Origin of the sequence: Desulfosporosinus sp. OT, from assembly GCF_000224515.1 — a bacterium.
Lineage (GTDB): Bacteria > Bacillota > Desulfitobacteriia > Desulfitobacteriales > Desulfitobacteriaceae > Desulfosporosinus.
The window spans coordinates 89,239-102,978 of sequence record NZ_AGAF01000167.1 but is presented as its reverse complement, the minus strand read 5'-3'; the positions used below and the strand labels follow the sequence as shown (position 1 = coordinate 102,978).

The 13,740-nt window shown below is 37.7% G+C and carries 12 protein-coding genes and 1 pseudogene; all 13 read left to right on the top strand.

Annotated features, from left to right (window positions below):
• Positions 1-222, top strand: a pseudogene (locus DOT_RS30560) (ATP-binding protein); the annotation flags it as partial.
• Positions 219-836, top strand: a complete 618-nt coding sequence (locus DOT_RS16005) for a response regulator transcription factor (RefSeq protein ID WP_009620852.1) — start codon at positions 219-221, stop codon at positions 834-836. The pseudogene DOT_RS30560 and the gene DOT_RS16005, both read left to right, overlap by 4 nt.
• A 628-nt stretch (positions 837-1,464) precedes the next feature.
• A complete protein-coding gene (locus DOT_RS16000; RefSeq protein WP_009620850.1) occupies positions 1,465-2,091 on the top strand; it encodes a response regulator transcription factor in 627 nt (208 codons plus the stop codon).
• A gap of 435 nt (positions 2,092-2,526) precedes the next feature.
• Positions 2,527-3,132, top strand: a complete 606-nt coding sequence (locus tag DOT_RS15995; RefSeq protein ID WP_009620848.1) for a response regulator transcription factor — start codon at positions 2,527-2,529, stop codon at positions 3,130-3,132.
• A gap of 245 nt (positions 3,133-3,377) precedes the next feature.
• Complete coding sequence (locus tag DOT_RS15990; RefSeq protein WP_009620846.1) at positions 3,378-4,322, top strand: NAD-dependent epimerase/dehydratase family protein; 945 nt, start codon at positions 3,378-3,380, stop codon at positions 4,320-4,322.
• Between the two features lie 24 nt (positions 4,323-4,346).
• Positions 4,347-5,696: a sugar transferase gene (locus DOT_RS15985; protein ID WP_009620844.1), complete on the top strand. Its 1,350-nt coding sequence runs from the start codon at positions 4,347-4,349 to the stop codon at positions 5,694-5,696.
• Positions 5,697-5,801: 105 nt separating this feature from the next.
• Positions 5,802-6,578: a glycosyltransferase family 2 protein gene (locus tag DOT_RS15980; RefSeq protein ID WP_009620843.1), complete on the top strand. Its 777-nt coding sequence runs from the start codon at positions 5,802-5,804 to the stop codon at positions 6,576-6,578.
• A gap of 32 nt (positions 6,579-6,610) precedes the next feature.
• A complete protein-coding gene (locus tag DOT_RS15975) occupies positions 6,611-8,071 on the top strand; it encodes a radical SAM protein (protein WP_009620842.1) in 1,461 nt (486 codons plus the stop codon).
• Positions 8,072-8,086: 15 nt separating this feature from the next.
• Positions 8,087-9,190, top strand: coding sequence for a glycosyltransferase (locus DOT_RS15970; RefSeq protein WP_040412435.1), 1,104 nt, complete (start codon positions 8,087-8,089; stop codon positions 9,188-9,190).
• Entirely contained in the window at positions 9,187-10,143 is a 957-nt protein-coding gene (locus DOT_RS15965) for a glycosyltransferase (RefSeq protein WP_009620839.1), read from the top strand. The genes DOT_RS15970 and DOT_RS15965 overlap by 4 nt, the downstream gene beginning before the upstream one ends.
• 6 nt (positions 10,144-10,149) lie before the next feature.
• Positions 10,150-10,812, top strand: coding sequence for a hypothetical protein (locus tag DOT_RS15960; protein ID WP_009620837.1), 663 nt, complete (start codon positions 10,150-10,152; stop codon positions 10,810-10,812).
• 10 nt (positions 10,813-10,822) lie between these two features.
• Complete coding sequence (locus tag DOT_RS15955) at positions 10,823-12,265, top strand: alkaline phosphatase family protein (RefSeq protein ID WP_009620834.1); 1,443 nt, start codon at positions 10,823-10,825, stop codon at positions 12,263-12,265.
• Positions 12,266-12,367: 102 nt separating this feature from the next.
• The gene (locus DOT_RS15950; RefSeq protein ID WP_009620832.1) at positions 12,368-13,501 is read left to right on the top strand and encodes a glycosyltransferase family 4 protein; all 1,134 of its coding nucleotides are present in this window, start codon (positions 12,368-12,370) and stop codon (positions 13,499-13,501) included.
• Positions 13,502-13,740 lie beyond the last annotated feature (239 nt).

The window sequence follows — 13,740 nt, the reverse complement described above, 5'->3', positions numbered from 1 at the left end:
CATTTAACGATCATAGATGATGGTATTGGTTTTGAACCGGTAAATAGCGCCAGGGAAAATCACGGTTTGGGGTTAACCAACATCACCTGTTTAGCTCATTCAATGAATGCGATTTCATCGATTGAAAGTCATATAGGGCGAGGGACTCGGATAAAAATCATTGTACCTAATGAGAAAGCAAAGATCACTCCTGAAAAGACGTTTGAGGAGGTAGTTTCATGACCTTAGTGTCGATTGATGATTTTCCAATAGCGAGACAGGGTCTAATAGCAGTTTTGGAGTTAGAAGAGGAGTTTGAGTTAGTTGGGCAAGCTTCCAGTATCATAGAGGCACGCGACGTTATTTTTAGGTTAAAACCGGATATTGTTATTATAGACTTAAGGCTAAAGGATGAGTGTGGTTTTGATATTGTCTCAGAAATTAGAGATTTCTACGTTAAGTGTAAGATTATTATTTTGACTTCTTCGTTAGATCCGGATGATTTTAAGCGAGCATCCGAGTTTAAAGTAGATGGATATATTATAAAAGATGCAATGCCTGAGGAGATAATCAGCGCTATTCGGCTGGTTAGTAAAGGCAGAAAGTATTATGACCCGTCCATTATGGAAATTGTGTTGAAGAAGGAAAAACTTGAGAATATCGAACAGTTAACGCCTAGAGAGCTAGAGGTACTGGCATCATTAGGCAAGGGCTTAAATAATAAAGATATCGCCAAACATCTGTTCATTACAGAGTATACGGTGAAAAAACATGTTAGCCAAGTTCTCGGTAAGTTGGGACTGAGCTGTCGTACACAGGCAGCACTTTATGCAAGTGCACGTGGAATTATAAATTGAGTAATTTCATAATTAATGAAAAAGCCACTGCCAGTGCAGTGGCTTTTTCAGTCTGCGCTTACCGTAGCAATGGAATACTTTTACCATTAAGTACCCAAAAAGGATAACAGCAGTTTGGTTCCAATGCTGTATTGGCTTTAAGTTATAGAGTCTAGAATGACACTAAAGTATTGCAATCTATCCCAATAGGTTACTAGACAGTCGACGTCAGCATTCCATTAACAGTATCTGTTTGGATATCTCGAAGTTATTCCATTGCGCGACGATTAATACCGCAAAAAAATGAATAATAAACATAGAATCAGATGTTCATTTTCGGTTCTTGGATAATTAGATAAGGATCAACTTTAGGTTGCGGCCTAGAAAATTGGCAGAAAGCGTTAAAGGGGTGGTAGGCATGACAAGTAAGGTATGTCCAAAATCTCAAGGAAAATCGTACTCAGTTCACCTAGGAGATCGGATTTCTCTATGGCGAAGACTTAGGAAATATACCGACAGATGATGAGGTTAGTGCAAGAAATGTCTTTACAACAGCAAGCAAAGAACAGCGAATTCGATTGTTAGTAATGAAGGTGGGACTATGCAAAAAAGATACAATGAAGGCATATAGTCCTCAGGAGGATGTAGAGTGAGGTTTGTATGTGTAGATGATTATCCATTGTCGAGACAGGGACTTATAACAATTCTGAGATCAGAAGATGGATTTGAATTTGTGGGACAGGCTGCTTCTGTTGATGAAGCGAGAAATGTTATTTTCAATTCGTGTCCGGATGTTGTTATTTTAGATTTATGGCTCAAGGGCGAATCTGGATTAGATATATTAATGGAAATGAAAAAAACAAACTTAAGCTGTAAGTATGTGGTTCTGACAAATTCACATAAATTAGAAGATTTTATGAGAGCTAATGACTTAGGCGTCGATGGATATATTTTAAAAGATGCAATGCTTGAGGAAATCGTTAACGCTATTCGGTTAGTGGCACGAGGAAGAAAATACTATGATCCCGCAGTTATTGAGTGGGTTCTTAAAAGAGAAAGCCAACATGTTGAGCCACTAACTCTAAGGGAGCAGGAGGTTCTATCTGCACTTGGGGCAGGTCTAAGTAATAAAGATATTGCTGACCAGTTGTACATTACGGAATATACAGTTAAGAAGCATGTGAGTCGGATTTTATCTAAGCTTGGTTTTAGTGGTAGAACTCAGGCTGCACTTTATGCAAGGTCAAAAGGATTTAATAGTCAATTACCTTCTTGAAGAGATTACAATAAGCCTCATGTTACAATAGTGTACTGATGGATGTATGACGTATTAAAATCTGAATACGTTTACACGTAAGGGGCGATAAACCGCCCCTTTTAGTCGTCAAGCGAAAAGAGGTTTCCTTTCACTGTTTTCTGATTACAAAGTCACCTATGCCGACCCTAGATGCTAACATTACTACCTGTTTTGGCATGCGAATTTGAGAATAGCGGTACTTTAGTGTAATTAGTATACTTCATTTGTAGATTATGCGTACTTCATTTGTATAACTCTGGATATACGCCTTCGATTAATTTGAAGGTGTTCGTTTGCGTGACGAAAAAGGTCGAGAAATGAATGATAATTTATACAAAGGTGTTTATGAAGGGTAGTCTATATTCTAGTGCTTAAATTACACTGGGAAGTATTTTGTATCAGGAGGTTAGTTTTGTGACGGTTGTGTCCATAGATGATTTTCCATTATCAAGACAGGGGCTTATAGCAATTTTAGGATTAGAAGAGGGGTTCGAGTTTGTAGGGCAAGCTTCTACAGTCAAGGATGCTTTAGATGTCATTAGACGATCTGATCCAGATATCATTATTTTGGATCTAAGGCTTAAGAATGAATGCGGATTAGATATCTTGCCAGAGATCAAAAAACAAGGCTCAGGATGTAAATGTGTAGTGTTAACCTCTTCATTCGATCCAGAGGATTTTCGACGTGCCAGTGAGCTGGGTATTGATGGATATATTCTTAAAGATTCGATGCCCGAAGAAATTGTATCTGCTATTCGCTTAGTAAGTAAAGGTCGGAAATATTATGATCCTGCTATCATAGAACTCGTCATGAAACAATCGAAGTTAGATGACAAGGATATGTTAACACCAAGAGAGCATGAGGTACTTAGATTACTTGGAGTGGGGTTAGCAAATAAGGACATCGCTCAACAATTATTCATTTCGGAGTGTACAGTTAAAAAACATGTTAGCCAAGTTTTAGCGAAACTCGGCTTTAGCTGTCGAACTCAAGCAGCTCTTTATGCAAGGACTCATTAAAGAAAAACTTTAGACAAAATGATAAGATCTAATACTTTAGTATAACAATGATGGAATAAAGTAGAATTCTTAAATGATACATGTTGTCAAGTTTAGATTAGACATATGACTGAAGAAAAAGAACTCGTTAAAAAGGATAATTAACTTAGAAACTATGCAAAGAAATCTTTGGGATTATCTAAAATTGTTGTCACAATTAGGCGATTCGTTTAAATTATTTATCCGTATAGGAGGTGTTTAAGTAAATGAAGGTATTAGTGACAGGTGGAGCGGGTTTTATTGGTTCTCATGTTGTAGATCAATTAATTTGGGGAAAGTTCGAAGTCTTTGTTATTGATAACTTTTCTACGGGAAAGCGGGAAAATGTAAACCATAAGGCCAGAATACATCAATGTGATATCACCAACTTAAAAAAGTTAGAAAGTATTTTTGAGGAAGTAAAACCCGAAGTAGTGATTCATCATGCTGCCCAGATTAGCATACAACAATCTTTAAATTTTCCTAATTTTGATGCTGATGTGAATGTTTTAGGCACCCTTAATATTCTTCAAAATTGCATCATGCATAACGTGAAAAAGCTAATCTATGCTTCGTCGGCTGCAGTGTATGGTGACCCAAAGTATTTGCCGGTTGATGAAGAACATCCATTAAATCCTCAGTCACCTTATGGAATATCTAAACATACACCTGAGCATTACATTAGCGTGTTTAATGAATTATACGGTCTGGACTATACCATCCTTAGATACGCTAATGTATACGGACCGCGCCAGGATGCTGAGGGGGAAGGCGGGGTTGTATCAATATTTATTAATCGGTTGCTGCAGCACAAAACAATTAAAATATTTGGTGATGGATACCAAACAAGAGATTTTGTTTACGTCGAAGATGTAGCCGAAGCTAACTTGTTAGCAATCAATAATGGGACAGGTGAAATAATTAATATTAGTACTAACTTGCAAACCTCAGTAAAGGATCTCTTTCGAACGTTGTGTGTTATAAATAATACCTATACTGAACCAGATTATCAACTAGCACGACTAGGTGATATTAAACATAGCTACTTGGACAATAATAAGGCGCAGAATAAACTGAGATGGCAACCTAAATGCACTCTTTTTGAGGGGTTGGATAGAACTTTAAGCTATTATAAAATGGATCGCAATGTAGTCAGTAACCTGGCTAAATAAGGATCAAGAAAAAGGAGGGGGAGAGTGACGAAAAGTCGTTTTTCATCGATTTCTATTTTATTAGCATTCCTTGACATAGGTATCATTAACTTGTCTTACCATCTATGTTATTTGATTATATTTGGACCTCAAAGTCCTTTTACTTACTGGAATGCGTATTTTAAAGTCTTGCCATTTGTTTGTATAGGGATTCTATTATCATTTTATATATTTGACTTATATACAGTAGCTATAACTCGAAGCTTACTAAAAGTTCTCTGTTCTCTTTTCGCGGCAATGATTATTAACACAGCACTTATAATGAGTTATGTTTATATAATTGAAAACTCTGTTCTACCTGATTCAGTTGCTTTAACGGCGACAGTTTTAGAATTTTTTTTATTTTCTATTTCGCGTACTATTATTCAGTTACTATTTCGAGAAGTCTATAAATCAAAAAGGTTGTTGTTCATCGAAAAAAATACTAGCTTTGAAACTAGAAGATTGATAAAGAAATTTGCTAACCATAAGGGTTTTTCTATTTGTGAAAATGCAAATAGACATGAATTACAATCGGTACTTGATGAAGTGGATGTTATAGCAATTAACCCAGGAATCGAAGATAAAATGAAAGTGATTGACCTTTGTGTCAAAAAAGGAAAGGAGGTTCTTTTAGTTCCAGATCTGATAGAGATCTTGCTTTACAGTGCTGAAGCTCAATGCGTTGATGACACATTATTACTATCAATCAAACCCCTGGGTTTAGATATTAGACAACGATTTGCAAAAAGAGTATTCGACATCATAATTTCCTCGTTAATGTTATTAGTTGCGAGTCCGATTATGATTACATTGAGGATTTTAATACCAATCTTATCACCAGGGCCGGCAATATTTAGCCAAGAAAGGTTGGGGGAAAAAAGTCTTTCATTTAAAGTAATGAAGTTCCGCTCAATGGTAGACAACGCTGAACAAAAGACCGGACCGGTATTAGCAGTTGAGAAAGATCCCAGAATAACAAGATTTGGAGCATTTCTGCGTGCAACAAGACTAGATGAGTTGCCACAATTAATTAATGTAATAAAAGGGGATATGAGCATTGTTGGTCCTCGACCAGAACGTCAATTTTTTGTAGATCAGTATAGAGAGTCAATCCCATATTATAGTTATCGGATGGCTGTAAAACCTGGAATTACTGGACTTGCTCAGGTTAAAGGGAAATATACGACCACTCCTGAAGATAAATTAAGGTTCGACATAATGTATATTAGAAATTATTCGTTGGGCTTGGATTTTAGTATTTTGTTTCAGACAGTAAGAGTGGTGTTCCAACGGGAGAGAGCAGTCGGGTTAAATGCAGAAACGAATACTGGCGTTAAAAACTTAGTTTCGTAACTTAATATTACTAATTATCTTATGACTATGTTTAAGTAATGTATTAGACCTCTTCCCTTCCTCCTTCCATAAGATTAATTGATAATTTATTTTGGGGATGTTTTGATGAGTCAATTTGTTAGTGTTATTATGCCTGCTTATAATGCTGAAAAATATATTGAAAAAGCAATAAATTCAGTCTTGAATCAGTCATACGATCAATTCGAACTTATTGTTATAGATGATGGTTCTGAAGATAATACGGCTGAAATCATAAAAGCTATGGTAATTAAAGATAAAAGGGTACATTTTTTTCGTAATGAAAAGAATAGAGGTGTTTCAGCATCAAGAAATCTCGGTATAGCCCAGTCAATTGGAGATTGGATAGCTTTTCTCGACAGTGATGATATGTGGAGATCAGAGAAACTCGAAAAGCAAATAAACTTGATCAGAAATAACGAACACGCTAACTTGATATATACAGGATTGTCATTTATGGACGAAAACGACAACCCCAATTCGTATGTTCTTAAAATTCCTGAATTGGTAAAATACAAAGATCTGTTGAAGCAAAATATTATTGCCTGCTCTTCCGTGCTTGTTAAGAAGCAGTGTCTGTCGGGTCTCAAAATGGAACGGGACGATATGCACGAAGACTTCGCAATGTGGCTGAAGATACTTAAGACAGAAAGCTACGCTTACGGCATCAATGAGCCTCTCTTAATATATCGACTTTCCAAAAACTCAAAATCGGGCAACAAAATCAAAGCAGCGAAGATGACTTTTATGGTTTATCGGCATATCGGGTTAAATATATTTCAATCGGCGTATTTTATGCTTTTTTATACATTTAAAAACATTAAAAAATATAGGAAATTAAACTGCCGACATTGTGTAAGTTAAAAGTTATTGAAGAAAAAGTTTTGGAGGCAAAAATGAAGGTCTTTTTTGTTAACCCACCATTTAAAGCCCAATATGGCAAATTTTCTCGAGAATCAAGGAGTCCTGCAATCGGTCATAGTGGTGTTCTTTATTACCCATTGTGGTTAATTTATGCCGCTGCTGTTGTTGAAAAAGAAGGTTTCGATATTGAGTTTCTAGATGCGCCAGCTAAAAATATGGATGAGGAAGCAAGCTTGAATTATGTGTCTGAACATGCTGAAGATACAAGACTGTTTGTACTAGATACTAGTACTCCGTCTATTTACAGTGATATTGCTTTTGCTGGGACAATCAAAGACAGATATCCTAACGCATTTATTTTGCTTGTCGGGACCCATCCGTCGTCGACAGTAACCGAGACTATGGAAGCAGATGGTCGGATCGATGGAATTGCTAGAAAAGAATACGACTATATTATTAAAAATCTTGCATATACAATTAAAAACAATGTTGGGCTAGAAAAGGTTGATGGGTTAACTTACCGACGCAGTGGTAACCTCATTCATAATAGGGATGCTGAGTATATAACAGAATTGGACGAAATTCCCTTTGCCGCCGAGTTTATCAAAAAGCACCTTGACATCATGGATTACTCTTTCCCTGCTGCATCATATCCGTCCATTCAGATATTTACGGGCAGAGGTTGCCCGGCAAGATGCAACTTTTGTGTGTATCCACAGACCCTGCACGGTCATCAATATCGTCTCAGGAGCGCCCAAAACGTAATTGATGAAATTAAATATATTGCCGCTAACTTTCCAAGAGTCAAAGAAATCGTTATTGAAGATGATACGTTTACAGTTAACAAAAAACGCGTTACTGAGATTTGTAATTTGCTTATTGAGAACCGTCTGCACAAACGGCTAAAGTGGATTTGCAATGCAAGAGTAAATCTTGATTTTGAAACGATGAAACTGATGAAAAAGGCCGGCTGTCACCTGATTATCCCAGGTATTGAAAGTCTTAATCAGACGATTCTTAATAATATTAAAAAAGGAACAACCGTTCAACAGATTGAGAAATATATTGCAAACGCGAAGAAAGCTGGGCTTTTAGTTCACGCGTGCTATATGGTGGGAAACCAAGGTGAAACAAAGGAAACTATGAATGAAACGTTGAAGGCGGCTTTAAGATTTAAAACTGATACGGCACAGTTTTTCCCCCTCGTTCCTTATCCAGGCACCGAGGCTTATACCTGGGCAAAGTCATACGGTTATATTAACGGAAGGTATGATGAGTATTGTAACGAGGACGGAACGATGAGTTGTGTCATCAACCTTCCTGAAATCTCTGCACAGGAATTCGTAGATTTTTGTGCATTTGCAAGGAAGAAATATTATCTTCGCTTTTGGTATATTTGTCACAGGCTGTGGATGGGTATGTTGAACTTTGATGATTTGAAGCGTTCATTAAAAGCATTTGCAAAATTTAAAACCTACTTATTTAACGAGTAAGAATAGGATGATGATATGAGCAAGGTGTTTATCGTCTCAAACCCCATTCCGGACTCGAATAAATCGTCTCTTATAAGTTTGAGTAAATTTTCGCTTCTGTTATCCTGCATCTTCGGCAAGCTTATGGTCTTGGGAGGTAATATTGAAGACTTTGACGATAATGCCTGTGTAGAACTCTACAACGTAAGGTGCAGTCGTACTGGTAACAAACTGAGAAAAGTATTGAGTTTTCTGAAACTGGAGTTGTTGTTACTTTCTATGATCCTAAAAAGGGTGGAAAGAGATGACCTAGCATTTTTCTGGATTGCGGATAAAATGTTGTTGCCATTCTGGGCAGCGAAACTTAAAAGGGCGAGGACTTATTACTTCTTGATGGGTAATGTCGGTAATGAAGGTAAAAAAACTCTATTTAGAAATATCTCTGAAAAAATGATCGTTTATATGGCTGAGCATGCAGACTATATCTGCGTTGAAAGTCTTTCGGTGATTGATTGTTGGAATATTAGAATAAAACCTGAGAAGATAAAAATTATACACTTGTTTGTTGAGGGCAAGGCCGAACCTTTGTATGAACAAAAGGAAAATACTATTGGTATGGTCTGTCGACTAGTGGAGGGTAAGCACGTGTTAGAAAGCATTAAAGCCTTTGCTATGTTTTCCAATCAAAAACCCAATTGGAAACTTCAGATAGTTGGCAGCGGAATGCTAAGAGATGACTGTGAAAATCTGATCAAAGAGTTTAAGCTCGAACACAAGGTTGAATTGCTTGGTTGGGTGGAACACAGTAAGTTACCTAGTATTGTTGCAAAGTGGAAACTTTTACTTTTTCCCACGGATGCGGAAGGATTACCGAATGGGCTCATTGAGACAATGTTCCAGGGTGTTCCTGCAATCGCTTCGCCTGTCGGCGGCATTATTGATGTGATTGAAGATTGGGTTAATGGTTGGATTCTCTCAGACTGTTCAGTAGATAGTATTTGTGAAGCTATGATTCGAGCGTTGTCCTCACAGAACTTCCTATCAATTGCCAAAGCTGCAGAAAAGATTATAGTTCAGAAATTTACTTTTAGTGCAAGCGTCGACAACTTGAGAGAACAACTAAAAGAGGTGTTGCTATGAAGATACTAATTATTGGAACAGTTAATGGACTTCAGAACGAAGGCATGAGAAATGTAATTACTCATTTATCAAGGTCTTTCGAGAAAAAACACGAAGTTGTTTATTTCGCACTCAGAGACATTGGGGCTATCTTATCCATTGCTAAGTCAACCGACGCAGTGATTGTTTGCGCAAGGGCAAATCTCAAAGTCTTTTTGCTTTGCCAGCTACTAAGGTTACACGTTAATAAACTATTTGTTTTATTGGTTCAAGAACCAGAGTACGGGTTTGTCCTATTAAATAACGTATATCCGTTGAGATGTAATTATTTTACGATATATAAAAATGATATGCGTAAGTTGAGACTTCCAAAAGAGGGTAAGGTATTTGAGGTTTCCGTTGGCATTGACAGTCAAAAATTTCGAGCGCGTCCGCCTCATGAAAGATCTCATCTAAAGGAAAAGTATGGCTTTGACACCTTGCGACCTGTCGTACTTCATGTGGGGCATTGTTCATACGGGCGAGGGCTTGAAGATTTTTGTCAGATCAACCAAGAGCACTATCAGTGCGTTATCGTTGCAAGCGGATTGTTTGAGAACAAAGAAGTGATTGAAAAGTTGCAAAAGGCGAACATTAGGCTGTTAACTGGATATTTGCCGAATGTTGAAGAACTGTTTCAACTTGCAGACGTTTATTTATTTCCTACAAAAACGACGGAGTTTGTGATTTCTATCCCGCTATCCGTGATGGAAGCCTTGTCTTGCGGAACTCCTGTCGTTGCGTATAAGCAACTATCCTCATTATCCTATATAAAAACAACCAACCCAAAGGCTTTAACAATTATTGACAGCATGATAGATCTTACAAAAGCAATTGAGAACGCGGCTTATTATAAATCACAGACCACATTGCTCTCTAACAGCAAAAGTTGGGATGAGTCCTCGGAGAAAATTCTCGAAATCTTGAAAGGTTGAGTTTCAATGAACCCTATCATTTGTTTTATCGGACTAGATGGTTCCGGCAAATCAACAAGTATTGGGCAAGTATATAAAGAACTTAAAAAACAAGGGATCAGAGTTGAAGTTGTTCGCGCAGCATATGTTGTCAAAGTGATGTCATTTTTCATTAAAACCGGAAAGAGACTGTTGCTTAAGAAAGATAATAGTCCCCATAGCGGTGATTATAAAGCCTATCTCACTGGAATGAGAAACCAGGCCCGAAGAAAATATATTTATACAATTTTTTCATTTCTGACCACATGTGAGTTCAAGTTACAGATTTTCTTTAACATTTGTGTAAAGCATTGGCTTGGGACGACTCTTCTGGTGGACCGGTATATCTATGACAATGCTGTCACATATGCCGCAAATCTTGGAGAGAATGAAGAGTATATCGAAAGAACTATATCAGGCAAGTGGAAGCATGCTCCAAAACCCGATTTAATTATTTACATAAAAACTCCTGTGGAAGTTTGTTGCTCCAGAAAAAATGATATCCCAGACCCCCTTTATTTGGAGATCAGAGAGCCGCTTTATGATGCACTCGCATCTATATATAATGTTAGAACTATATCCGGTAATCAACCAGTGGATAGTATGATTTCCGAAGTTATGGCAACTATCCAGCCACTGCTGATGAAATAGAGGTTGTGATATGGTAAAAAAATTAATTATTATTGGTGTGGATGGAATGGATTGGGATGTCGTAAGGGAATATGAATGCGACCTGCCCACCATCAGTTCTATGATGAAGCGCAGCAAATACCCTCATCTTCGCTCGGTATTTCCTGCCGATACAACGCCGGCTTGGTCTACAATCTACACTGGGCTTGACCCATCTAAACATGGGATCATAAATTTCCTTAATGTCGGTGATAAGTTAAACGCCTATAAGCCACTGAGCTTTGATGATTTCTCTTTCAAGGGGAGGGTGTTTTGGGATAAGCTCAATCAACAGGGTTTACGATGTGCCGTCATCCTCCCAATGAATATTAAAGAGGGTTGGGAAATTGATGGACTGATGATCACCCGACCGCATAAGGGCAGAATGTGCGTTTATCCGCAAAGCAGGTACGTTACCTATCATCCCAAGGTTGGCTTGTTGGGAACAGAAGGTAAATTCACATCGGAAAAGCAGTTCGGCAAAATAATTAAGGAATACGTTTGCAAAGCCGAGGAAGAATTCCGTCTTACGAAGCTTGCGATTGAAAACGAAGAATGTGATGTCCTGTTCAGCTATTTTTCAGTAATCGACGGCATACAGCATGATTTTTGGCGTCATTGCGACCCTACTCATCCGGAATATCCAGGAGATAATGAGTATAAAGACGTCATTCGAGATATGTATAAACGTATAGACAATTACATCGGCAAAATCCAAAAGATGCTTCCTGATACACCAATGCTGTTGATAAGTGACCATGGGCACGGCGCGCGTCCGGTGTATATAGCAAGGATTAACGAAATGTTGCGACGTAGGGGATACTTAACACCAAGGCAGGCAGGAATCAAAAAGGATAAAAAGTTTGATATTAAGAAATGGGTTAAGAAAACCTCCTTGACCTTTGTGAAAAAACGAGGACTACCTAAATGGGCGGTGAAGATAGCAAAGAAGTTCCCTGTGTGGAAAGGAATTTTTGCATCAAGCAACGATTTTGACTGGAGTAAAACGATTGCCTACCTCAGCGATTTGTCAGCTCTAAAAAATTACAGCTACGGCGGGATCAGAATAAGTGAAAGCGTTAAGCATAAGAAGGCTTTATGCGATGAAATCATTACTTATTTAAAAACAATTAATATCGACGGTGAAGATTCGCCTGCTTTCCTATGGATAAAACGTACTGATGAACTTTATAACGGCGAATACTTGTCGAGGTACCCAGAAATCATTTTTCAAATGGATGAGCGTTACGGTGCAGATTGGAATTTAGGCGAAAAGTTGTTTGAAAAGCAGGGTTTTATGCATAGGCTTTCCCCCGGGGCACACCGCTATGAAACTGCTGTCATCGCCTCGAACGGCTTTTTGCTGGATAAGACACAGTATGAAATGACGGATATTTATTCATTAATAATGAAAATATCTTTGCAGAAGGAGTAATTCTAAAATTATTTATGGAAAAATCTATTTAATATTATTGTTGTAGATGGTAGATCGAAGTGTTTATGGTATAGCGGCTGACCGAAAGGAGATGTTGTTTGAATGGAAGTGTTGGTTTGGGAAACATCTCACCTAATTGGTGGTGGTCAGCAAATGTCGTTAGCAATAGCAAAAATGCTCAAGAAAAAATATAAGGTTAAATTCCTTATACCTCAAAGAGGGCCATTATCGAAGCAACTTGAAAGGGAAGGAATACCTTACATATGTTGTGGAAGCCAAATACTCCCTATAGGTATCAAAAAGAGAACTGCTATCTTTAAATATAGTTGGATGTCTATAAAAGCAATGCTTAAGTTTTTACATATTTATATGATACATAAACCGGATATTATTTATGTTCCTGGGCCGGCAGCACTGCCTTGGGGTGCAATTTGCGGCAAGTTAGTTCGTCGTCCAGTTATTTGGCATCTGCATCACATTTTCGAGGATGGTGGAACGAAAAAGCTTCTTAACTATTTCTCGAACTGGTCAAGTATCAAAACCATTATATGTATTTCCGATTCCGTTGGAAGTCAACTGACTTCCGAAAAGATAAAGGACAAAGTAGTTACTATGTACAATCCAGTAGATTCGCATAAATATAAAAGTGGTAAGGCAAGTAGGATTTATAAGGAACTCTCGTTAACTCCAGGGCAACAGATACTAATAGGACATATCGGCATACTACAACCATCAAAACGGCAAGAGTTCGTAATTCAAGTTGTTATAGAGATTTTAAAGAGGGGGTACTCAGTTCAGGCTCTTCTGGTGGGTTCTGCAAGAAAAGAAACAAGGGAGTACGAAAGAGAGTTAAAAAGACTTGTTACAAATTTGAACTTAGAGAAAAACATACATTTCATGGGGCAACGCCAAGATGTAGCGGATATCCTTGCTGCTATAGATGTTGTCATTATACCTTCTGTAGAGGGGTTATCTTTAGTAGGGTTGGAAGCATTGGCAGCCGGTAAGCCCATTGTATGCAACGAAGTGGGCGGAGCATGTGAACTTGCCGAAGTGAGCAAAGGGGGCATCTGTTTTTCAGATAGTGTAGTCATGGCTGCAAATGCCATTTTGGAAGTACTAACTCCGGAAACGAAGCAAAAACTATATAGTAATGCAGTTTGTTTTATCGAGCAGCAATCTTATGAAAGATATCAGATGTTATTACTAAGGCATTTTGAACGAGCTCTGAGATAACATGAGATAAGGTTCGCGTAGTTCAGATTTGAGCGGGATGAGGTAATTAAGATGATATGGATATGGATAACGTTAGCATGTTCAATTACATGCTTTCAATTAAGGAATAAGAACATATCGTGGTATCACTACATTTGGATGTTACTACCTATTGATATGTATGGAATTAGCATTTCAAATGTAAACATAAAGCCTTACATGCTATTCTCATTTTTAATACTTTTAAAAGTACTTGCGTC